The following is a 20,071-nucleotide window of genomic DNA, read 5'->3' as shown; positions in this document are numbered from 1 at the left end:
CGGGCCGCGCCAGGCGGTCTCGCCCGAGGTGCGATCGAGAAGCGCGACGTCCTTCAGCAGGCGCTTGGGCCGGCTGCGGCCAGTCGCCGGCTGACTGAAATGAAAGCTGTGCCACCGCTCGGCCGACAAGCGTACTGTGATTGATCACCGACGCGCACACCTCCAGCATCGCGTCGTAGCGGTCTCCGACGCGGTTTCGGCCGCCCTCTCTCACGGCGTGATACGGGGTCCGCTCGATCACTTCGGTGTCTCTTCGCCATCGCGAGGCAAAGCGCAAGCAATCCAGGGCTCCGCACTCTCCGGAGATGTCGCGTCCTGGATCGCTTCGGCGTCGCCTCGCGATGACGGCGTCGGGCAAAAACCGAAGCGATCAACCGGAAACGCTATGAGAGGACGCCTCAGGACGAGTTTCGCCGTCGATACGGCGCCAGCCGGCATCACCGGAAAGGGGCGCCATCGATCTGGACGGCGCTCACAACGAGCGCATCCTGCGCCGCATGTTGGCACCGGTGCGCAGTCCCGTATCGACGGGCTCCTCGGCGCCGGGAAGCGGATCCTCGTCCGCGGTGACCACACGATCGCGCCCGGTCCGCTTGGCGCGATACAGGGCGTCGTCGGCCCGGCGCAGCAGATAGTCGAGGCTGCCGCCGATCTGGCTCTCGGCGGCCACGCCGACGCTCACGCTCATCCGCAATTCGGGATAGTCCGGATGCGTGAAGCGGGCGACTCCGGCGCGAATCCGCTCGGCGACGCGCGCCGCCCCCCGCTCATCGAGCCGCGGAAGCAGGCAGGCGAATTCCTCACCGCCCATTCGCCCGAACAGTGCCTCGGGCGGCAGCAAAGGCGCCGCGATGTGGCAGAAGGCGGCCAGCGCCGCATCGCCGACGCTGTGGCCGTGGCGGTCGTTGATCAGCTTGAAGTGATCGAGGTCGAAAAGAAGCAGCGCGGCGGGCGCGACCGCGAGGTGCCGCTCGGCTCCGGCGACCAGGGCGCGGCGGTTGGCGATGCCGGTCAGGGAATCGGTTTCGGCGGCCAGCCGCTGCTCGCGCTCGGCCCGCTCCTTGGTCAGCGCCATGAACACGAAGGCGATGGCGACCGAGAACAGCGTGCCGGCGAAGGCGAGGATGGCAAACCACGGCGAAGCCATCGCGAGGGAGACCGGCAACGGCGTCGCGACCGCCAGCGGTATGCGGATCCAGTAGAGCGCGGCGTAGGTCGCGAGCAGGATTAGGGCCGGATAGCGCGACACCAGCGGCTCGCCGCGGCCCCGCCAGATCATGAGTGCGCCGGAGCCGCAATAGAGGCCGGCGATCGTCGAGGCGAGGATGACGCGGGCGGCGAGCGACTCGAAGAAGGCGGGAACGGCACAGGCTCCGAGCCAGATCATTGCTCCGGTCAGAGCCCAATCGAGCCGCAGGCGGCGGCCCTCGAAAGCGCGCACGCCGCACCAGATCAATCCGTAGGCACCGATCATCAGCGCGTTGGCGAGGGCGATCGACAGGCTATCCGGGATCTGGCCCCGCAGGGCCAGCATCAGCGAGGCAAGGCCGCCGACGATGTGCGCGATGCCCCAGACCGCCAGAGAGCGCTCGCGGCGGGTCTGGCTCCAGGACAGCAGGAACAGCACCCCCACCGTGACGGTGACGGCGGTCGTCATCATGAAGAGCGTCGGGAGATCGAGGCGCATCTTGTCCTGGCATCGGCCCCGTCGAGCCGCTGCGCCGCCCCCCTCATCGTCGTGGTCCGCTCAAAGGGCCAGACCAGGACCTCGATGTCAACGGCAATACATGGCATCAAGCCCGGATTTTCCAGCAAAGCCGGGCTGCATCTGTCAAAAATTAGGCAATTTGGTCTATTTGGATACAGTTCTTAAGAGGAAACGATATTCACTTCGACATCATCGATCGCATCGTTGAGCGGATGGAGGTCGCGGACCATGCCTTTCAACCGCTCGTCGAGGATGTGAGTATAGATCTGGGTCGTCGAGATATCGGCATGCCCAAGCAATTCTTGAACAATACGCAGATCGGCGCCATTCTGGAGAAGGTGGCTCGCGAAGGCATGGCGCAGCACGTGCGGGCTCACCCGGTCCGCACGCAGGCCGGCCGCGGCGGCGGCGGTCTTGAGGTCGCGGGCGAAGGACTGCCGGGTCAGGTGGCCGCTCTCGCTCTCGGCCGGGAACAGCCAGGGACCGTCCGCGGGCCCGTGCGCGATATGGGCGCGCATCGCGTCCCGAGCGAGTTCGGTCAGCGGCACGAGGCGCTCGCGCCCGCCCTTACCCTTCACGACGAGATAGCGCTCGCGGGTGGCGGCGGCCGAGCGCGGCAGCGCCACCAGCTCCGAGACGCGCAGGCCCGTGGCGTAGAGCAGTTCGAGGAGGCAGAGCATTCGCGCCGCCGCTCGGGTCTCTGCCCGATTGTCGCCTGCCGCATCGACCCGCTCGCGCGCCGTGGCGAGCAAACGGTCGACCTCCGCCACCGAGAGGATCTTCGGCAGGCCCTTGGCGCGGCGCGGAGCGGCGACGGGCGCGGTCGGATCCGTCTCCGTATAGCCCTCGGCGTAGAGGAAGCGGTGGAAGCCGCGGATGCAGGAGAGGCGCCGGGCGGCCGAGGACGCCTTCAGACCGCGGGGCTCCAGCGAGGCGATGTAGGCACGGACTTGATCGGCCTGCGCCGTCTCGGGATCGACCCCGCTTTCTGCGAGATATCCAAGATAATCGTCGAGATCGCGCCGGTAGGCGGCCAGGGTGTTGGCCGCCGCGCCGCGCTCCGCGGCAAGCATATCGAGAAAGAGTTGGCCCGGATCCTCCGCCCCGTCCGGGGACGCGGAACCATCCCCGCTCATCGATTGCCCGGTTGGAGCTTCGCGGGAGGAATCGTGACGCTCATCTCCCGCGGCGTCGGCTGGACGAAGGTTGCCAGCGCGAACATGCCGGCGAAGACGAGGCCCGCGAGGATCGCGATCGTGGCGAGGAAACGAAACAGGGTGGGCAAGGGAACCGGCCTTTCGCCGAGGATACGCGGACGAGCGGGTCGTGTTGCGATGCGCAAACCGTGGGCCTCGATCACACGGCACCGGCGCAAAGGCAAGATCTCACCGAACACATCCGGATCGGTCAAGGAAACCGATGCGCGACCGCCCCCTGTCCCTTCCTGGCCTTCAGAACCGATTCTTCCAGGCGCGTAGCGCGACGAACACCGCCGACGGATTGGAGCCCGGCTCCAGCCCGGCCGAGCGGGCAAGGGCCGGCTCGCCCGCGCGCAGGAACGGATTGGTCGCCTTCTCCTCGCCGATGGTGGAGGGGATCAGGAAACCACCGGTCTCGGCAAGCCGCTGGGCCTGCGCCACCCGCTCCTTCAGGTCGGCGTTGTCCGGATCGGCGGCGAGTGCGAAGCGGCCGTTGGAGAGCACGTAATCGTGGCCGCTATAGACCGCCGTCGCGTCGGGCAGGTCGAGGAAGCGCGTCAGGGACTGCCAGAGAACCGCCGGCTCGGCCTCCATCACGCGGCCGCAGCCGAGTGTGAACAGGGTGTCGCCCGCGAAGATCACGCCGGCATCGGCGAAATGGTAGGTGACATGGTCGGCGCAGTGCCCCGGCGTCTCCCAGACCGCGGCCGTAAGACCACCGACCGTCACCGTGTCACCCTCCCGCACGTAGCGGGCCGCATCCGGCACCGCCGCGCGTGCCTTCTCCGGTGCCGTCACCCGGGCGCCGGTGCGCTCCACCACCTCCGGAATTCCCTCGATGTGATCGCCGTGGCGGTGGGTGACGAGGATGTCGGTCAGCGACCACCCCTCCGATTCGAGGACGGCGAGGACGGGCGCGGCCTCCGGCACGTCGATGGCAGCACAGGCACCGCTGGCGGGATCGCGGATCAGCACGCCGATATTGTCGCTCCGGCACAGGAAGGTGCGGATTTGAGGTGCCGCTCTCGTCATCGAAGACCCTTTCGCCAGTATCGATTTTCGCCCGGAACCGCTGGCCCCGGCCCGGCGCATGACTGACCCTGTTGGGAACCATGACGCAGAAGTGTCAGTTCCGACGCCGGCGTTTAAGGCCACGCTTGCCCAGCTTCTACAGCAGACGTGTCCGTACCGCTTGCCGGAGCCGCTCGCGATCCCCATTGATGCGGCATCAGCCCTGCGGCATCCGTCTCGTGGAGGACAACCGGCCGTGCCGGCACCCCATCCGATGCGCCTCGACGTCACGGACCTGCGCGCCTTCTACGCCTCTCCCCTCGGGGTCGTCACGCACCGCGTCGTCGGCCGGACCATCCACGGCTTCCTCGGCTCCGTCTCGGGGCTGCGCGTGCTCGGGCTCGGCTATGTCACGCCCTATCTCGGCCCGGTCCACGTCATCGCCGAGCGCACGCTGGCCTTCATGCCGGCGACCCAGGGCGTGGTGAACTGGCCCTCCAGCGGGCGCTCGGTGACGGCGCTCGCCGATCTCACCATGCTGCCCCTGCCGGAGGCGGCAGTCGACCGCGTCATCCTCGTCCACGCCCTCGAAGCCGTCGAGAGTCCGAGCGAGCTCCTGGCCGATGTCTGGCGGGTGCTGACGCCGGGCGGGCGCCTGATCCTGGTGGTGCCCAACCGTACCGGCGTCTGGGCGCGGCGCGACGCGACGCCCTTCGGCCACGGCCAGCCCTATAGCCGTTCGCAGCTCTCGCGGCTGATGCGCGAGACGTTGTTCTCGCCGGAAGGCTGGGCCGAGACCCTCTACATGCCGCCGATCCGCAGCCGCTTCTGGCTGCGCACGGCCGCCGCCTGGGAGCGGTTCGGCACCGGCCTCGCCATGCCCTTCGCCGGGCTCCACGTGGTCGATGCGACCAAGCAGCTTTACCGGCCGGTCGCGGTGCGGCAAGTGCGCCGCCTGGAGAGCCGGGTGCGGGCGCGCGTGCTGGTGCCGGCCGGGCAGCCGGGCTAAAGCCCTCCCCTTCCGCAGACCGCCGAGCCCGCATGTTGGCATCCATCGGATTCGAGACCGTGCTGACGAGCTTCCTGCTCGCGCTGTCCGGCCTGTTCTCCATCGTGAACCCGGTCGGCTCGGCGCTGATGTTCGCGCAGATCACCGCCGACCGCTCGCAGGCGGAGCGGGCGGAGCTGTCGCGGCGGATCGGCTTCTACGCCGCCCTGGTGATGCTCGCCGCCCTCTGGGCCGGGGCGCCGATCCTCAACTTCTTCGGCGTCTCGCTCGCCGCGCTGCGCATCGCCGGCGGCCTGTTCGTCGCGGCCTTCGCCTGGACCCTGCTCAATGCGCCCGAGACGCGGGAAGCGCGCAAACATGCCGAGGCGGAGCCGGAAGCCGGCGAGAACCTCGCCGAAGTCGCCTTCTTCCCGCTCACCCTGCCCTTCACCACGGGACCCGGCACGATCGCGGTCGCCATCGCGCTCGGCGCCAACCGCCCCTCCGAACCCAGCGACCTCGCCGGGTTCTTCATCGGCGCCTCGCTCGCCGCCATGGCCATTGCCGGCATGATCCGCCTCGCCTACGGATCGGCGGACCGGGTCGTGACGCTGATTGGACCGGTGCGGGCGCGGGTTCTCGGCCGGCTCTCGGCTTTCCTGCTGCTGTGTGTCGGCACGCAGATCACCGTCAACGGCGTGTCGGACGTCCTCGGACCACTGATCGCCTCGCAGCGGGTATAGACAGCACAATGGCCGCCCTTGTCGAACGAGACGCGCGAGGCGGCAGCCGGCCACCTATCGGAACGGGAAGTCGACCATCATGAAGCTCGTCGTTGTCGGCGCCGAGGGGCGCATGGGGCGGATGCTGATCCGGGCGGTCGCCGAGGCCGAGGGCTGCACGCTGCACGGCGCGGTCGAGCGCGCGGGCTCGCCCGCTCTCGGCCAGGATGCCGGCCGTCTGGCCGGGATCGGTGATCTCGGCGTGAGCGTGAGCGACGATCCGCTCTCGCTGTTCGTGGCCGCCGACGGGGTGCTGGACTTCACCGCCCCGGCCGCGACGGTCGCCTTTGCCGAACTCGCCGCGCAGGCCCGCATCGTTCACGTCGTCGGCACCACGGGCCTCTCGCCGGACGACCTGAAGCGGCTGGAGGCGGCGAGCTACCACGCCCGCATCGTGCGCTCAGGGAACATGTCGCTCGGCGTGAACCTGCTGGCGGGCCTCGTGCGCAAGGTCGCCGCGACCTTGGGCGAGGCGTTCGACATCGAAGTGCTGGAGATGCACCACCGCATGAAGGTCGATGCCCCCTCGGGCACGGCGCTGCTGCTCGGCGAGGCGGCGGCGGAAGGGCGCCGGGTGTCACTGGCCGAGACCCGGGTCTCGACCCGCGACGGCCATACCGGCGCACGCCGGCCCGGCGATATCGGCTTCGCCACCCTGCGCGGTGGCTCGGTGGTGGGCGACCACAGCGTAATCTTCGCCGGCCCCTCCGAGCGGATCACCCTCTCCCACCACGCCGAGGACCGGGGGATCTTCGCCCGCGGCGCCGTGCGGGCGGCGCAATGGGCGTTCGACCAGCCGCCGGGCCTCTACGGCATGGACGACGTGCTGGGACTGCGGGATTAGACACGCGTTCCGAATAACGAATCTGGTGGAACGTCAGGCTTAGGCTTGGGAGGCGTCGCCGCCTCTGGTAGAGGCCCGGCCCATGATCGCGAGGTGCCGTGATGCGGCGGCCTCGTCTCGACCATCTCCGGAGAGACCCGTCCCATGGAGCGCCTGCTCGTCCTCGCTCGGCACGGCCAGAGCGAGTGGAACCTGAAAAAGCTGTTCACCGGCTGGCGCGATCCGGAGCTGACGGAACTCGGCGTCGCCGAAGCCCGCCGGGCCGGGCGCTGGCTCAAGGCCCAGGGCACCCAATTCGACGTGGCTTTCACCTCGAACCTGCGGCGTGCTCAGAACACCTGCGCGCTGATCCTCGAGGAGATGGGCCAGGGAAGCCTTGAGACGATCCGCAACGAGGCGCTGAACGAGCGCGATTACGGCGACCTCTCCGGCCTCAACAAGGACGATGCCCGCGAGCGATGGGGCGACGCGCAGGTCCATGAGTGGCGCCGCTCTTACGACGTGCCTCCGCCCGGCGGCGAGAGCCTGAAGGACACCGCCGCGCGGGTGCTGCCCTACTACATCCAGACGATCCTGCCGCGCGTCATGTCGGGCGAGCGGGTGCTGGTGGCGGCCCACGGCAATTCGCTGCGAGCGCTGGTCATGGTGCTCGACGGCATGACCACCAAGACCATTGCCAGCCTGGAGATCGCTACGGGCATCCCGCTGGTCTACCGGCTCAAGTCCGACACCACGGTCGAGTCGAAGCTGATCCTCGACAAGGACATCGACCAGGACGACTGAGCGTCCTTCACAACACCCCCGCTGCGCGGTCGTCTAAAGAGTGAGAATGGGCCGGTGATCGGGAGTTTAGTGAGGCACTCTGAGCCTTACGCCGGTCCCAACACCTCCTCCACGGCCCGCGCCACGCGCGCCGTGGAGCCCGACTCGTCGAGCGGGCTGCGGCGCAGGCGGTGACGCAGCGCGCTCGGTGCCACCTGCCGCAGATGCGCGACCGTGACGACATCGGCCCCGTCGAGAGCCGCGAGCGCGCGCGCCGTGCGCATCAGGGTGAGTTCACCGCGCAGGCCGTCGGTGCCCAGCGCGAGGCAGAGCCGGGCGGCGCTCTCCAGCACCGCGCCGGGCACGCTGACGCCGCCGAGGCGCGTGCGGGCGGTCAGAATCGTCTTCTGCAGCGCCTTCTCCGCCCTTCCTTGCGCGGCGCAGAACCCCTCGCCGTCGCGCTCGTAGGCGTCGCGCCGCCGCACCACCTCAATGCGGGTGGCGATATCGGTCGGAGTTGTCACCTCGCAGGCCAGACCGAAGCGGTCGAGGAGCTGCGGGCGCAGTTCGCCCTCCTCCGGGTTGCCACTCCCGACGAGCACGAAGCGCGCCGGATGGCGCAGCGACAGGCCCTCGCGCTCCACCGTGTTGACGCCCGAGGCCGCGACGTCGAGCAGGAGGTCCACGAGATGGTCCTCCAAAAGGTTCGCCTCGTCGATGTAGAGGAAGCCGCGATTGGCCCGCGCCAGCAGGCCCGGCTGGAACGCCTTCTCGCCCCGCGTCAGGGCCCGCTCCAGATCGAGGGCGCCCACCACCCGGTCCTCTGTGGCGCCGAGGGGCAGATCGACCACCGGCACCGGGATCATGTGGGTCTTCACCCTCCCCGGCCCTCTCTGCCCGGCGCAGTGCGGACAGGCCTCGGCAGGGCTGTCGGGCGCGCAGGAATAGGGGCAGCCGGCCACCGCCGAGATCTTCGGCAGCAGCGCCGCGAGCGCCCGCACGGCCGTGGACTTGCCGGTGCCGCGATCGCCGAAGATCAGGACCCCGCCGATGGAGGGATCGACCGCCGCAATCAGCAGCGCCCGCTTCATCTCCTCCTGAGCGACGATGGCAGTGAAGGGAAAGGGAGGCACGGCTGAGTCAGATTCCGGACCGGAGGGGCCCGGACGAGGCTCACGGGCGGTTGCCTCGATCATGCACGAATTGCACGGCGCGAACAGCCGCGCTCGCGCTTACATCCCGCGGCAGCGGCTGCGCACGAGGCCCGCGAACTCCTTCTCCGAGGTTTGGACCTGGGAGAGGCGCTCGGTCCGCTCCGGGCCGGACAGGCATCGGCCGTAGACACCCGCGATCCGGCGCATGGTCTCGATATGGCGGCGCCAGACGCGACACAGGCTCGCCTCGTCCTCGCCCCCGCCTTCGAGCTGCTCGATGGCCTGCCGCTGCATTGAGCCGGCCACCAACACGTCGCGGGCACAGGCCGCCTCGCCCTGGGCTTGGAGGCTGCCGGGCGTGAGGAGCGCCGCCAGAACGAGGGCGGCGCGCGGACAAAACAGGTTCATGGTCAGGCAGCCTGCGTCGTCGGGCCGTTGGCCAGCAGGACGTAGAGGGCGGTCGCATCGCGGGCGCTGCGGATGCGCTCCAGCATGCCGGGCTCGCGCAGGAGCCGGGCGACCTGGGCCAGCGCCTTAAGATGATCGGCTCCGGCGGTCTCGGGGGCGAGCAGCAGGAAGGCGACATCGACGGGCTGACCGTCGAGGGCGTCGAAATCCACAGGCTTCTCCAGCCGGGCAACGAGGCCGAACAGCCGGTCGAGCTGCGCGAGCTTGCCGTGGGGAATGGCCACGCCGTCACCGATGCCGGTGGATCCCAGGCGCTCGCGCTGAAGCAGGGTCTCGAAGATGTCCCGGTCGGACAGGCCCGGCAGGCGGCGGGCGGCCTGGGCCGCCAGCTCCTGCAGCACGTGCTTCTTGTCCCGCACGCGCAAGGCAGAGACGACCGAGTCCGGGTTCAGGAATTCGAGCATCGGCATGAAAACTAAACGCCTCGTCGGCGGGATCCATCCGATGGTCCCGCGTTCCCATGCACGGTTTCCGGAGCCAGCCGGCCCCGACAGAGTGTCGTCCACGCCTTCCGGAACCCGGAAGTCCAGGCTCCGGCCGGGGCCGGAGCCTTCGTGAGCGACATTCAGGTCCACGCCCGAGATGCCCCGAAACGGGGCCGTGCCTCACCCTCGATCGGCGGGCGGATCGACCCAGCCGATCGCGCCGTCACTGCGCCGATATACGACGTTGATGCGCCCGGTGCCAGCGTGAACGAAGACGACGACCGGGGCGCCGGTCATGTCGAGGGCAGTGACCGCCTCGCTGACGGACTGGCGCTTGAGGGTGCGGGTGCTCTCGGCCACCACCGGGGGGTGGTCGCCCTCCTCCGTGTCGGCCGGGTCGACCAGTTCGTCATCGACCTCGTCGTCGGGCGCGGCGAAGACAGCGTAGGCCGCCTCGATATCCGCCCCGTTATGGCTCGGCGCGTTGTGCCCCTTGAGCTTGTGCTTGTAGCGGCGCAGGCGCTTTTCGAGCTTGTCGGCGGTCTGCTCGAAGCTCGCATGCACGTCGTGCGCGGCGCCCGAGGCTTCCAACGTCAGCCCGGTGACAAGGTGCAGCACGCAATCGGTGCGGTAGGCGGTGCCGTCGCGCCGCAGGGTCACATGCCCGGTGCAGGTGCCACTCATATGCGGGTCGAGATACTTCGAAAGCGTCGCCGCCATGCGGTCTTCGACTCGGCTTCGAAGGGCCGTACCGAGATCGAGGCCATGCCCCGTCACCCGCAAACCTGCCATCGACGTCTCCGCTTTTCTCCCGAGGGCTTCGAGAGTTAGAAAGGGGGACGGGGCAAGTCAACGCGAAGTCGAGCCGGCGCAAGGCTTTCACGTAGCCGCGCCGCGCCCGGTGTCATCGGGCGGCAGTCGCCATTTTCGCGCGGCGGCGGTCGATCGACGAGGGAATGCGCAGCGACTCGCGGTACTTCGCGACGGTGCGGCGGGCGATGTCGACACCCTCGTCGCGCAAGCGCTGCACCAGCGCGTCGTCGGACAGGACGTCGGCGGCTTCCGCATCCACGAGCTGCTTGATGCGGTGCCGCACGGCCTCCGAGGAATGGGCCGCCGCGCCCGCCGCGCCCGGAATCGCGGCGGTGAAGAAGTACTTCATCTCCAGGGTGCCGCGGCTGGTGCCGATCGACTTGTTGGAGGTGACCCGCGAGACGGTCGATTCGTGCATGCCGATCGCCTCGGCGACCGTCTTGAGGTTCAGCGGGCGCAGATGGGCAACGCCGTGCAGGAAGAAGGCGTCCTGCTGGCGCACGATCTCGGTGGCGACCTTGAGGATCGTGCGCGCCCGCTGCTCCAGGCTGCGGGTGAGCCAGTTGGCGGTCTGCAGACACTCGGACAGGAACGCCTTGTCGCCGTCCGCCACGGCGCCCTTCGAGACGCGGGCATAGTAGCTCTGGTTGACCAGGACCCGAGGCAGCGCCTCCGAGTTGAGTTCCACCAGCCAGGAGCCGTCCGGCGCGGCCCGGACGAACACGTCGGGCACGAGCACCTCGACGGCGTGCGTGCCGAAGGCCCGGCCGGGTTTCGGATCGAGTCGGCGGATCTCGGACAGCATCTCGACGAGGTCCTCGTCGTCCACGCCGCACAGGCGGCGCAGGGCCGGAAAGTCGCGCTTGGCCACGAGGTCGAGGCGCGAGACCAGCGCCTGCATGGCCGGATCGAATCGGTCCTGCTCGCGCAGCTGAATCGCGAGGCACTCGGCGAGGTCGCGGGCGGCCACGCCGGGCGGGTCGAAGGTCTGGACGAGCTTCAGGACGCGGGCGACGTCGTCGAGCGAGGCACCGAGCCGCTCGGCCACGCCGTCGATCTCCTCGCGCAGGTAGCCGGCATCGTCCACGGCATCGATGAGGAAGCTGCCGATCAGCCGGTCGGACGGGCTCTGCGTCGCGAGGTCGAGCTGCGCGGCGAGGTGCTCGCGCAGGGACGTCTCGGCGGTGAGCGTCGACTCGAAATCGGGAAGGTCTCCGTCGAAGCTGCCGCCGGTATTGCCGTAGGGGGCCGGTGTCAGCGAGAGCGTGTCGCCCGCCCCCATCTCCCGCGGAGCCGGGTTCTCGTCGGCGAAAACGTTGTCGAGGCGCGTGTCGAGGTCGCTCTCGATCTCACTGCGGCTCGGCGTCATGTCGGAGGCGAGCCACGCCTCGGGCTCGGCCCCGTCGCCGCTCTCGTACTCACCCTCGCCCGACGCCTCCGGCGCCTCGCGTTCCGGCGCGCCCTCGCCCTCGGCGCGCTCCAGAAGCGGATTGCGCTCCAGCTCGGCATCGACATAGGCTGTGAGATCGAGCTGCGAGAGTTGCAGGAGCTTGATCGCCTGCAACAGTTGCGGCGTCATCACCAGGGCCTGACCCTGGCGCATTTCGAGCCGTTGCAGCAGACTCATTTCGACGTCCAACCCTCAGAATTAGTTGACGAATCGCAGCTCAGGCGCGAGCTGCGCCGCAATCGGCACGTTCTTTGCTTCTCCTTTGTTTAGGTCTAGCTCCATCGGAACCGCCCGTCAAAGTCTGTTTGGCCTCCGCACCCTGAAATCCATTCCGGCGGGCAGCCTTGCCACAGACCTTCGCCGATCGCGCAGAGCGAAGTTCCCACACGCAAGGCGCGAGACTCATTCGATGGATTGCATTTCAAGGATCAAGAAAACCTTGCCCGCGACTTGGGCATCGACGCGCGTGGTTCAGGCGCGGTTACCGTCTTCGGATCGTCGCAAGAGCGATCGATCGAAGGCATCCGACGGTCTCAACCGTGCGGGAAAGTCGGTCTAGAGCCGGAAATCCTCGCCAAGGTAGAGCCGGCGGGCATCCTCGTTGGCCACGATCTGCTCGGGCGTGCCCTCGGTGAGGATGCGGCCGGAATGGGCGATGTAGGCGCGGTCAATCAGGCCGAGCGTCTCGCGAACGTTGTGGTCGGTGATGAGCACGCCGATGCCGCGCTGCTTCAGGTGCTTGACCAGATCCTGGATGTCGCCAACCGCGATGGGGTCGATGCCGGCGAACGGCTCGTCGAGCAGCATGAAGGTCGGCGAGGAGGCGAGCGCCCGGGCAATCTCGCAGCGGCGGCGCTCGCCGCCCGACAGCGCGATCGAGGGCGATTTGCGCAGGCGGGCGATGTCGAACTCTTCGAGCAGGGAATCGAGCTTGCGCTCGCGGGCCTTGCGGTCGGGCTCGGCCACCTCCAGCACGGCGCGGATGTTGTCCTCGACCGAGAGGCCGCGGAAGATCGACGCTTCCTGCGGCAGGTAGCCGATGCCGAGCCGGGCGCGCTGGTACATCGGCAGGTGGGTGATCTCCATGCCGTCGAGGCTGATGAAGCCGCGGTCGGCCGGCACGAGGCCGGTGATCATGTAGAAGATCGTAGTCTTGCCGGCGCCGTTCGGCCCGAGCAGCCCCACCGCCTCACCGTTGTGGACCGTCAGCCCCGCCTCGTGGACGACCGTGCGCGCGCCGTAGCTCTTGCGAAGGCCCCGCACGTGCAGCACGCCCGGTCCGCCGCCCTGGGCCAGTGCCGCGTCGGGCGCCGCCTGCGGCACCGACCCGCCGCGCCCGAACAGGCGGCCGATCCATGAACCCTTGCGGGCGCGGCCCGCCGGCCTCGGCTCGGCGACCGCCCGCAGCGGCACGCCTGCAGGCATCCCGGCTTCCGCCACGGTCAGTTCGCCTGCGCCCGCGTCTTCGCGGCCGGCTTGTCGGCAGCCTTGGGACCGGGCTTGGCCGCGATGGCCGGCTGGGTGCAGCCCTTCGGCTGCCCACCGGCCTGCCCGCCCTTCTCACCGCCCTCGCCGGGCACGAACATCGCCGAGACGCGCCCGCCCGCCACCGGGTCCATGTTCGCCCGGCCGGTCGCCATGTCGTAGACGAGCCGCGAGCCGCGGGTGACGTTCTGGCATTGGCTGAGCACGACGTTGCCGGTTAGCACGATGCGCTTGGCCTCCTGATCGAACACCGCGTTGTCACCGGTGGCGACCTGATCCTTCTGCGCCACGGTGACGGGGCCGGCGCACTCGACCTTGCGGATACCGCTGCCGCCCATCGCCGCCTTGGCCTTCGCGTCCTCGGCCGCCTCGGCCTCCGTCTTCGTCGCAGCCTTGTTCGGGTCCTTGTCCTTGTCGCGCTTGTAATGGACCGTCATGGCCGAGCAGCGGATCGTGCTCTCGCCCTGCACCGCCACGACATTGCCGGCGAAGATCGCCTTGTTCTCCTTGTCGAACACGTCGAGCCGGTCGGCATCGATCTTGATCGGCCCCTTGCCGCCGCCAACGGTACCGAGCGGCGCGGATTTCTCCTTTGCAGTCTCCTTGACCGTTTCCCTCGCCTGCGCTGCGGCGGCAGGCAGGGCAAGCAGGAGAGCAAGGCCGGCGGCGAGCGCCGGGGCGAGACGCGCCGTCATCGCGTGGGTTCCGCCGCGGAGGTGTGGATGCGCTCCGGATCCGTCCGCAGGGCGACCTTGGCACTGGTCTCCTTGTCGTCGGCCTCGTCGCCGTGGAACACGGCGTGGACGCGACCGACGAAGGAGACAACCCGGCCGCTCTCGACCACGTCGAGGCTGTCGGCGACGATGGAGCCCGATGGGACGGTCACGGTGACGGCCTTGGAGGAGCGCAGACTGCCGGTCTTGAAATCGACGGTGGCGACCGAGAGCCGAATCTCCTCGCCCTTGTCGGTCCAGAGACGGATGTCGTTCTCGAGGTTGAGCGATTCGCGGGTGGAATCGAACACGCCGCCCTGGGCCTGGAGGTAGGCCCGGCCGCCCTTGTCGTCGGTGGCGACGTGGCCCTTCATGGCCTGCAACTCGATGATGCTGGGCTTGCGCACGTCCTGCTGCGCGGCGTCGGCAACCACCTCGTAGCCGCGCTCGCCCTTTCGGAAGCCGGACAGGCGCGGGTTCTCCATCGTCACCTTGGTGCCCGAGACGCTGATCGGGCCGATGGAGACGTTGGGGATGCTGCCGGAGAGCGGGCCCCACAGCACGATTCCCGCAAGGCCCAGCATGGCGAGGCCGGCGGCGACGGGGATGACCCGACGCAGGGTGCGCACCTGCGCGCTGTGACGGCGCGCGCGCCCGTGCGCCCGCCTGCGACGCGCGTTCTCGTTCGCGGCGAGCGCGAGGAGATCCGTCTCCGTCTGGATGGTGTCGGCCGCCTGCATCGCGTTCCTGAAGGGTCGGCGCGCTCGCGGTCGCGCCCTGCCGGCCGGATGCCCCGGAGCGGTGGCGAAGTTATGGCCTCGTCTTCGCCAAATGATCAACGTCACCCGCGTGCGCCCCCGCACCGAAAGCGGCACCGGATGCCGCGTCTCGGCACTCTTCCGCAGGAGCGTTGCCGGCTGGCATCGCTGCCGGCGTCGATCTCACATCACACCGACGGCCGTATGTTCTTGAGGAAAGCGCGCCAGACCTTCGCCGCGCGCAACTCAGGCATGGGCGAAGATGTCGATCTCCGGCCATCCGGCGAGATCGAGCTTGGCGCGCGTCGGCAGGAAGGCGAAACAGGCCCGCGCCATCTCCGTGCGTCCCTCGCGGGCGAGCATGGTGTCGAGCCGCTCGCGGGCGGCGTGCAGGTAAAGCACGTCGGACGCTGCATAGTCGATCTGAGCCTGGCTCAGAGTCTCAGCGCCCCAATCCGAGGATTGCTGCTGCTTTGAGAGATCGACGCCGACGAGTTCGCGCACCACGTCCTTGAGGCCGTGACGGTCGGTATAGGTGCGGGCGAGCTTGGAGGCGACCTTGGTGCAGTAGACCGGCGTCGGCATCACGCCGAACGTCTTGAACAACACGGCGAGATCGAACCGGGCGAAGTGGAAGATCTTGACGACCTGCGGGTCGGCGAGGACGGCCGCGAGCCGCTCGGGCACCGGATCGCCGGGGCGGATCTGCACGACGTCGGCACTCCCGTCGCCGCGGGAGACCTGAACGACGCAGAGCCGGTCGCGGTGCGGGTTGAGCCCCAGTGTCTCGGTATCGATGGCGATGGCCGCACCGAGCGCGAAATCGGGCGGCAGGTCGCCCTGGTGCAGGCGGATCCGAGAAGGGGCGGCGGACATGGAGCGGTTCGGGGCCGTTCGAAGATCGGGTCCGGCGGCGCGTAGCATCGCGCGCGCCGTCCCGATAGGGCCGCCCCCAGAGATCGGAGGCGCGAAACACTATTTCTGTTTGGCGATGATCTGATCCTTGATGCCGGCATAGACCGATTCCGGCAGGATCTTCTTGCGGACCAGCTCGTCCTTGCCCCGGTAGGGACGGCCCTTCACGATCGCCGCGGAGCGCGCCTCGCCGATCCCCTTGAGCTGGCTCAACTCCTCGGCACTGGCCGAGTTGATGTCGATGAGTTCGGCCTTCGCATCCGGCTTCGCCTCCTTAGTCGCGGACGGCGTCGCGGCAGGCGCCATTGCGGGCGGCTTTCCGGCGGTGGGCGGCGTGGCCGGGCTCGGCGCTTGCGCCAGGGCGGGGGCGGCGGCGAGGCCGACCAGGATCGTGAAGGTGCGCAAAAATGAGGAACGCATGTCGACCTCCCGACAGCTCGGGCAGCGGGACGCCGCGCCGATCCTCGTGAAGTAGGGCGCATCGGTTGAACCGTCCTTGAACACTACCGCGCACCGATACGGGCACATCTCGCGCCGCTGCTCGTTGAACGTGCGTGGGGCCATGGCGCGATCGTGACTGTGGAACCGGGTCGTGCCGTCGGAACCACGTTGTCCGCAATCCGTTCGTGCACCGCGGCTCAGCCAAGCTAGGGGCCGACAACGCGCAGGGCTCCGCACCGAGAGACGGGCGGACCACAGCTTTTGCAACGAGGATCGCGACCATGGTCGATGGAAACAGGATCACGGGTACCGGCCAGGAATTGGGCGGCAAGGTGCAGGGTGCCTTCGGCGATCTGACCGGCTCCCGCAGCGACTCCGCCGAGAGCCGTCTGCGCGAGGTCGCGGGCCGGGCGGAGAACGTCTACGGCCAGGCCAAGGACGCCGCGCGGCACGTCGCCGACGAAGCCTACGACACCGCCGAGGAGCTCTATGACCGCGGTCGCCGCACCCTGCAGGAGGGGCACGAGCGCTCGGTCGAGTGGCCGCACGCCTCGCTGCTCGTTGCCGGCCTGATCGGCTTCGGCCTCGGCCTCCTCGTGCGCGGACGCGACTGAGGCCTTCCCCTTACCGAATGGCTCGAGAGCGACGGCCTTGAGGCCGACGGCCCGAGATCAGGAGTATCAGCGTGACGTATCCTTCCGGCTTCGAACCCTCGCCCCTCGGCACCACGCGGGCGCTCGCCCACGAGACCGTCGCCCTCAATCAAGTCTCCTGGGGAGCCGTCTTCGCCGGTGCCGCGACGGCACTGGTGGCTCAGGTCGTCATCAACCTCGCGGGCGTAGCCGCCGGCCTTGCCTCGGTGAGCCTCGACACGTCCGAGAACCCGACCGCGTCGACCTTCTCGCTCGGGGCCGGAGCGTGGTTCGTGGGCTCCGGCATCGTCGCCTCGCTGATCGGCGGCCTCATCGCCGGGCGTCTCTCGGGCAAACCCCTGCGTGGGATCGCCGGGCTGCACGGCCTCGTGTCCTGGGTCGTCACCACCCTCGTGGTCCTCTACCTGCTGACCTCGGCGGCCAGCGGCGTCGTCGGCAGCGCCGTCAGCACGGTCGGCTCGGCCCTGGGCGGAGCGGGCAATCTCGTCGGCGGTACGGTTCAGACCGCGGCGCAGGCCGCCGCTCCCTCGCTGACCAAGATCCCGAACCCCCTCGACCAGATCGAGCGGCGGGTGAAGGATCAAGCCGCCGGCCAGGACCCGCAGGCCGCCCGCGACGCCGCCGTCTCGGCAATGCGTGCGCTGCTTTCCGGGGACGCCGCCGACAAGCAGCAGGCCGAGGCACGCGCCGCGGACGCGCTCGCCAAAGCGCAGAACATTCCGGTCGATCAAGCGCGCCAGCAGGTCCAGGACTATCAGAAGCAGTACGAGCAGGCCCTCGCCAGCGCCAAGAAGCAGGCGGAGGAAGCGGCCAGGACCGCGAAATCGGTCGCGACCCAGGGTGCGCTCTACGCCTCGATCGCCCTGGTCCTCGGTGCCATCGCTGCTTTCCTCGGCGGGCTCCTGGCCGCGCCGAAGCCCCTGACGGTCCGAGACTGAGCCTTCGACAGGCGGGGGCCCTGCCCCGGCGACAACACGCCGCCGGATGCGGGCTCGCGGCTCGCACGTTCTATCAGTAGCGCCGGCCGGTCGAATCGGCCGGCGCACGTGCTCCGAGACGCGGCTCAACCCCGATCAAGGATCTGCCGGACTGATGAAATCGACCTTTGTCCTCGCTGCCTTCGCTGGCTTGCTCGTCGTTGCGCCGGCCTCGGCCTCTCCCGCTCCGCAGAGCCCAGCGGACGCTTTGATCAGGGGCGATCTGCCGACCAGCTACGTCCAGTACCGCCGCTACGGCCATCGCCATTACGGGCCTCGCCGCTACGGCTACGGCCGAGGCTATCGCCGCGGCCCCGGTGTCGGGGCCGCGGTCGGAGCGGGCGTGGCGGGTCTCGCGGCCGGCGCGATCCTCGGCGGCGCTCTCGCCAACTCCCAGGCACAGGCCGCGCCCGTCGTGGTTCAGGGAGGCCAGGATCCCGAGGCCGTCGCGGCCTGTGCCCGCCGCTTCCGTTCCTACGATGCGCGGAGCGGGACCTATCTCGGCAATGACGGCGCCCGCCATCCCTGCCCCTGAACGTAGACTCGGTCTCGGTTCACCCGCGCGCCGGCGGCTCCGGCGCGTGGGTGGCCGTCAAGAGGTCGCGAGCCGGACTCTCCGTTCGGGCACCCGGACGCTCGGCTCGTCGAGCGCGCAACGGGTCTGATTGCGGCCGCTGCTCTTGGCCTCGTAGAGCGCTGAGTCGGCCCGGCGATACAGATCCGCCGCATCGCCCACCGAACCCACGGCGAGGCCGATGCTCACGGTCACGGAGCCCGGTTCGACCCCGGCGGACGGCAGGGTGAGCGTCGCCGTGGCCTTGTGGATCGCGGCTGCGACCTGCGACGCGCCCTCCCTGTCGGTTTCGGGCATCAGGATGGCGAACTCCTCTCCGCCGACGCGGGCAGCAAGGTCGCCCGGCCGGCGCACGCTCAGCCTCAGGGCTTCCGCCAGCCCGCTGAGGACGGCGTCCCCGATCGCATGACCGAAACGGTCGTTGTAGGTCTTGAAGTGATCGGCATCGATAAGAAGCAGCGACAGCGGCCGACCCGTGCGTGCCGACGCTCGCGACGCTTGGTCGAACGCCTCCTCGAAGTGGCGTCGGTTCGCCAGGCCCGTCAGGTTATCGGTCCGTGCGAGCTTGGCCAACTCGGCCTGCATCGTCGCCCGGCGGCCGAGCTCTCGTCCTAACAGAAGCGAGAGCGACACGGTCAGCCCGCACAGGACGAGCATGGCAAGGCCGATCACCGTCGCCTTGGCCTGCCATTCCGCCACGATCTCACGCGTTCCAAGCGAGACATTGAGGATGAGCGGCAGGTCTCCAACCTGCGTGAACGTGTAGTAGCGCTCGATGCCGTCGCGGGCGGACACGCTGGTGAAGCTGCCGCTCCGCTCGGCGAGATAGCGTTCGAATATCGGCGCTTCGGCGAGATGTCCTCCGACATCGGATGGCACGGTGGGATAGCGCATCAAGCGCGTGCCATCGCTCAGGTAGAGGTTGATGCTCCCCTCCTGCCCGAGCGCGATTCGATCGACCAGGTTGCTGAAATAGGAGAGCCTCAGGCTCGCCTGCACCACACCGCCGAACGACCCGTCGGGCTTGTCGATCCGGCGGCTCAGCACGATCACCGGGACGCCGAGCAGGCGCGACGTGACCGGCGGGCTGATATGGAGTCCGAGATCGGCGTGCGCCTTATGAATTTGAAAGTAGCCGCGGTCGGCATTGTTGAGGGCGCGAGCCGGCACGGCATTCGAGTCGATGATGCTGTCGCCGTTCTCGTTGACGATGAGCATCACGCCCATGTCACGCGCCGTCGTGGCACGATCGAAGAGCACGAGCTGGCGGAGGGCCGGATCGACCTCTGCGAGTCTTGGAGACTTAAGATTGCTGACGGCGGCCTGCAGAGAGAGATCGATGATTTCGACATTGCGCGCGATGTCACGCTCGATCACCTGAAGCAGGTTCTTCGAAGTCCGCTCGGCCTTGTCCCAAGCGTCGCGCCGCAGGTCGAGCAGCATGATGGCCGAGAGCACCAGCATGCCGATCGGCGCGAGGACGCCCAGGTCGATCCACGTCCGCGCGGAGCGGATGAACAGCATCGGGTCGGACCGCAGCCGGCCGATCAGCGGCGGCCATCTTCCGTTGAACCGACTGTGGTCACCGTCGGAGGTGGGCATCGGCATCTTATCTCGTCCGTCGACCTCTCTGTCTCGGCCCGCTCCGCTTAACAACTGTTACGGGAGCGCTCCGGAGCCGACGTCCGATCGGTTCATGGCTAAGGCAAGGTAACCGTCGACGGTCAAGGCACGGCCTGGGAACGCGGGCGAACCGCGAAACACGCAGATGTGAAGACTTGGCCGGGATTAAAGATTTCGCCCCCGGAACGAACCCTCGAAGCGCGACTTAGCGCGGTGATCTGAGCGGTCCGGCGACTGTCCGCAGCATCCTCGTGATGCTGCTTGCAGTGCTCAAACTGCGATGGCGGCTTTCTCGGGCCGCTGATCTCCCGCAACTGTCTCACGACTG

At 68.9% G+C, this 20,071-nt stretch carries 22 protein-coding genes; 7 read left to right on the top strand and 15 right to left on the bottom strand.

All coding sequences use genetic code 11. The features are described 5' to 3' along the window. Positions 1 to 472: 472 nt before the first annotated feature. The 4 genes from LPC10_RS12515 to gloB form a co-directional block, all read right to left on the bottom strand. Positions 473 to 1,687, bottom strand: coding sequence for a GGDEF domain-containing protein (locus LPC10_RS12515; RefSeq protein WP_231341975.1), 1,215 nt, complete (start codon positions 1,685 to 1,687; stop codon positions 473 to 475). 182 nt (positions 1,688 to 1,869) lie between these two features. Further along, entirely contained in the window at positions 1,870 to 2,844 is a 975-nt protein-coding gene (locus LPC10_RS12510) for a site-specific tyrosine recombinase XerD (protein WP_231341974.1), read from the bottom strand. Continuing rightward, on the bottom strand, positions 2,841 to 2,993 hold the full coding sequence (locus tag LPC10_RS12505; RefSeq protein WP_108940425.1) for a histidine kinase: 153 nt from the start codon (positions 2,991 to 2,993) through the stop codon (positions 2,841 to 2,843). Before LPC10_RS12505 ends, LPC10_RS12510 begins: the two co-directional genes overlap by 4 nt. A gap of 166 nt (positions 2,994 to 3,159) precedes the next feature. Beyond that, on the bottom strand, positions 3,160 to 3,939 hold the full coding sequence (gene gloB / locus LPC10_RS12500) for a hydroxyacylglutathione hydrolase (protein WP_231341973.1): 780 nt from the start codon (positions 3,937 to 3,939) through the stop codon (positions 3,160 to 3,162). Positions 3,940 to 4,192: 253 nt separating this feature from the next. Here gloB and LPC10_RS12495 point away from each other — a divergent pair, with 253 nt between their 5' ends. The 4 genes from LPC10_RS12495 (at position 4,193) to LPC10_RS12480 (ending at position 7,315) form a co-directional block, all read left to right on the top strand. Further along, on the top strand, positions 4,193 to 4,927 hold the full coding sequence (locus LPC10_RS12495; protein ID WP_231347026.1) for a class I SAM-dependent methyltransferase: 735 nt from the start codon (positions 4,193 to 4,195) through the stop codon (positions 4,925 to 4,927). Positions 4,928 to 4,959: 32 nt separating this feature from the next. Then, positions 4,960 to 5,649: a MarC family protein gene (locus tag LPC10_RS12490; protein WP_231341969.1), complete on the top strand. Its 690-nt coding sequence runs from the start codon at positions 4,960 to 4,962 to the stop codon at positions 5,647 to 5,649. A gap of 79 nt (positions 5,650 to 5,728) precedes the next feature. Continuing rightward, complete coding sequence (dapB, locus tag LPC10_RS12485) at positions 5,729 to 6,532, top strand: 4-hydroxy-tetrahydrodipicolinate reductase (protein ID WP_231341965.1); 804 nt, start codon at positions 5,729 to 5,731, stop codon at positions 6,530 to 6,532. Positions 6,533 to 6,676: 144 nt separating this feature from the next. Then, positions 6,677 to 7,315: a 2,3-bisphosphoglycerate-dependent phosphoglycerate mutase gene (locus tag LPC10_RS12480; protein WP_231341963.1), complete on the top strand. Its 639-nt coding sequence runs from the start codon at positions 6,677 to 6,679 to the stop codon at positions 7,313 to 7,315. Between the two features lie 86 nt (positions 7,316 to 7,401). Here LPC10_RS12480 and bchI read toward each other — a convergent pair whose 3' ends face one another. The 10 genes from bchI to LPC10_RS12430 form a co-directional block, all read right to left on the bottom strand. Continuing rightward, a complete protein-coding gene (gene bchI / locus LPC10_RS12475; RefSeq protein WP_231341962.1) occupies positions 7,402 to 8,427 on the bottom strand; it encodes a magnesium chelatase ATPase subunit I in 1,026 nt (341 codons plus the stop codon). A 99-nt stretch (positions 8,428 to 8,526) separates the two neighbouring features. Beyond that, the gene (locus LPC10_RS12470; RefSeq protein WP_231341961.1) at positions 8,527 to 8,856 is read right to left on the bottom strand and encodes a hypothetical protein; all 330 of its coding nucleotides are present in this window, start codon (positions 8,854 to 8,856) and stop codon (positions 8,527 to 8,529) included. Positions 8,857 to 8,858: 2 nt separating this feature from the next. Further along, positions 8,859 to 9,326, bottom strand: coding sequence for a PTS IIA-like nitrogen regulatory protein PtsN (ptsN, locus tag LPC10_RS12465; RefSeq protein ID WP_231341960.1), 468 nt, complete (start codon positions 9,324 to 9,326; stop codon positions 8,859 to 8,861). Positions 9,327 to 9,521: 195 nt separating this feature from the next. Then, positions 9,522 to 10,133: a ribosome hibernation-promoting factor, HPF/YfiA family gene (gene hpf / locus LPC10_RS12460; RefSeq protein ID WP_231341959.1), complete on the bottom strand. Its 612-nt coding sequence runs from the start codon at positions 10,131 to 10,133 to the stop codon at positions 9,522 to 9,524. Positions 10,134 to 10,245: 112 nt separating this feature from the next. Further along, positions 10,246 to 11,781, bottom strand: a complete 1,536-nt coding sequence (rpoN, locus tag LPC10_RS12455; protein WP_231341958.1) for an RNA polymerase factor sigma-54 — start codon at positions 11,779 to 11,781, stop codon at positions 10,246 to 10,248. Positions 11,782 to 12,159: 378 nt separating this feature from the next. Beyond that, positions 12,160 to 13,029 (bottom strand): LPS export ABC transporter ATP-binding protein, encoded by an 870-nt coding sequence (gene lptB / locus LPC10_RS12450; protein WP_231341957.1) that lies wholly within the window; start codon positions 13,027 to 13,029, stop codon positions 12,160 to 12,162. 17 nt (positions 13,030 to 13,046) lie between these two features. Further along, the gene (locus LPC10_RS12445) at positions 13,047 to 13,784 is read right to left on the bottom strand and encodes an LptA/OstA family protein (protein ID WP_133090649.1); all 738 of its coding nucleotides are present in this window, start codon (positions 13,782 to 13,784) and stop codon (positions 13,047 to 13,049) included. Beyond that, positions 13,781 to 14,542: a lipopolysaccharide-assembly, LptC-related protein gene (locus LPC10_RS12440; protein WP_231341956.1), complete on the bottom strand. Its 762-nt coding sequence runs from the start codon at positions 14,540 to 14,542 to the stop codon at positions 13,781 to 13,783. Before LPC10_RS12440 ends, LPC10_RS12445 begins: the two co-directional genes overlap by 4 nt. Positions 14,543 to 14,806: 264 nt before the next feature. Further along, positions 14,807 to 15,436, bottom strand: coding sequence for a ribonuclease D (locus tag LPC10_RS12435; RefSeq protein ID WP_231341955.1), 630 nt, complete (start codon positions 15,434 to 15,436; stop codon positions 14,807 to 14,809). A gap of 99 nt (positions 15,437 to 15,535) precedes the next feature. Then, positions 15,536 to 15,895, bottom strand: a complete 360-nt coding sequence (locus LPC10_RS12430) for a helix-hairpin-helix domain-containing protein (protein WP_231347025.1) — start codon at positions 15,893 to 15,895, stop codon at positions 15,536 to 15,538. A gap of 302 nt (positions 15,896 to 16,197) precedes the next feature. On the opposite strand from LPC10_RS12430, the gene LPC10_RS12425 reads away from it, so the two are divergent. From LPC10_RS12425 to LPC10_RS12415, 3 genes are all read left to right on the top strand, one after another. Then, positions 16,198 to 16,530: a CsbD family protein gene (locus LPC10_RS12425; RefSeq protein ID WP_231341954.1), complete on the top strand. Its 333-nt coding sequence runs from the start codon at positions 16,198 to 16,200 to the stop codon at positions 16,528 to 16,530. A gap of 71 nt (positions 16,531 to 16,601) precedes the next feature. Continuing rightward, entirely contained in the window at positions 16,602 to 17,507 is a 906-nt protein-coding gene (locus LPC10_RS12420; protein ID WP_231341952.1) for a PhnA-like protein, read from the top strand. A gap of 154 nt (positions 17,508 to 17,661) precedes the next feature. Beyond that, entirely contained in the window at positions 17,662 to 18,081 is a 420-nt protein-coding gene (locus LPC10_RS12415) for a BA14K family protein (RefSeq protein WP_231341951.1), read from the top strand. A gap of 57 nt (positions 18,082 to 18,138) precedes the next feature. Here LPC10_RS12415 and LPC10_RS12410 read toward each other — a convergent pair whose 3' ends face one another. Further along, positions 18,139 to 19,722, bottom strand: a complete 1,584-nt coding sequence (locus tag LPC10_RS12410; RefSeq protein WP_370644707.1) for a diguanylate cyclase domain-containing protein — start codon at positions 19,720 to 19,722, stop codon at positions 18,139 to 18,141. Positions 19,723 to 20,071: the final 349 nt, after the last annotated feature.

Source organism: Methylorubrum sp. B1-46 (genome assembly GCF_021117295.1).
Lineage (GTDB): Bacteria > Pseudomonadota > Alphaproteobacteria > Rhizobiales > Beijerinckiaceae > Methylobacterium.
This window is presented reverse-complemented; position numbering and strand designations above follow the sequence as displayed.

Bases quoted from the DNA above. Each gene is read 5' to 3' on its own strand.
- LPC10_RS12515 (WP_231341975.1), bottom strand. From the start codon at position 1,687: ATGCGCCTCGATCTCCCGACGCTCTTCATGATGACGACCGCCGTCACC.
- LPC10_RS12510 (WP_231341974.1), bottom strand. From the start codon at position 2,844: ATGAGCGGGGATGGTTCCGCGTCCCCGGACGGGGCGGAGGATCCGGGC.
- gloB (WP_231341973.1), bottom strand. From the start codon at position 3,939: ATGACGAGAGCGGCACCTCAAATCCGCACCTTCCTGTGCCGGAGCGAC.
- LPC10_RS12495 (WP_231347026.1), top strand. From the start codon at position 4,193: ATGCGCCTCGACGTCACGGACCTGCGCGCCTTCTACGCCTCTCCCCTC.
- LPC10_RS12490 (WP_231341969.1), top strand. From the start codon at position 4,960: ATGTTGGCATCCATCGGATTCGAGACCGTGCTGACGAGCTTCCTGCTC.
- dapB (WP_231341965.1), top strand. From the start codon at position 5,729: ATGAAGCTCGTCGTTGTCGGCGCCGAGGGGCGCATGGGGCGGATGCTG.
- LPC10_RS12480 (WP_231341963.1), top strand. From the start codon at position 6,677: ATGGAGCGCCTGCTCGTCCTCGCTCGGCACGGCCAGAGCGAGTGGAAC.
- LPC10_RS12470 (WP_231341961.1), bottom strand. From the start codon at position 8,856: ATGAACCTGTTTTGTCCGCGCGCCGCCCTCGTTCTGGCGGCGCTCCTC.
- ptsN (WP_231341960.1), bottom strand. From the start codon at position 9,326: ATGCCGATGCTCGAATTCCTGAACCCGGACTCGGTCGTCTCTGCCTTG.
- hpf (WP_231341959.1), bottom strand. From the start codon at position 10,133: ATGGCAGGTTTGCGGGTGACGGGGCATGGCCTCGATCTCGGTACGGCC.
- rpoN (WP_231341958.1), bottom strand. From the start codon at position 11,781: ATGAGTCTGCTGCAACGGCTCGAAATGCGCCAGGGTCAGGCCCTGGTG.
- lptB (WP_231341957.1), bottom strand. From the start codon at position 13,029: ATGCCTGCAGGCGTGCCGCTGCGGGCGGTCGCCGAGCCGAGGCCGGCG.
- LPC10_RS12445 (WP_133090649.1), bottom strand. From the start codon at position 13,784: ATGACGGCGCGTCTCGCCCCGGCGCTCGCCGCCGGCCTTGCTCTCCTG.
- LPC10_RS12440 (WP_231341956.1), bottom strand. From the start codon at position 14,542: ATGCAGGCGGCCGACACCATCCAGACGGAGACGGATCTCCTCGCGCTC.
- LPC10_RS12435 (WP_231341955.1), bottom strand. From the start codon at position 15,436: ATGTCCGCCGCCCCTTCTCGGATCCGCCTGCACCAGGGCGACCTGCCG.
- LPC10_RS12430 (WP_231347025.1), bottom strand. From the start codon at position 15,895: ATGCGTTCCTCATTTTTGCGCACCTTCACGATCCTGGTCGGCCTCGCC.
- LPC10_RS12425 (WP_231341954.1), top strand. From the start codon at position 16,198: ATGGTCGATGGAAACAGGATCACGGGTACCGGCCAGGAATTGGGCGGC.
- LPC10_RS12415 (WP_231341951.1), top strand. From the start codon at position 17,662: ATGAAATCGACCTTTGTCCTCGCTGCCTTCGCTGGCTTGCTCGTCGTT.
- LPC10_RS12410 (WP_370644707.1), bottom strand. From the start codon at position 19,722: ATGCCCACCTCCGACGGTGACCACAGTCGGTTCAACGGAAGATGGCCG.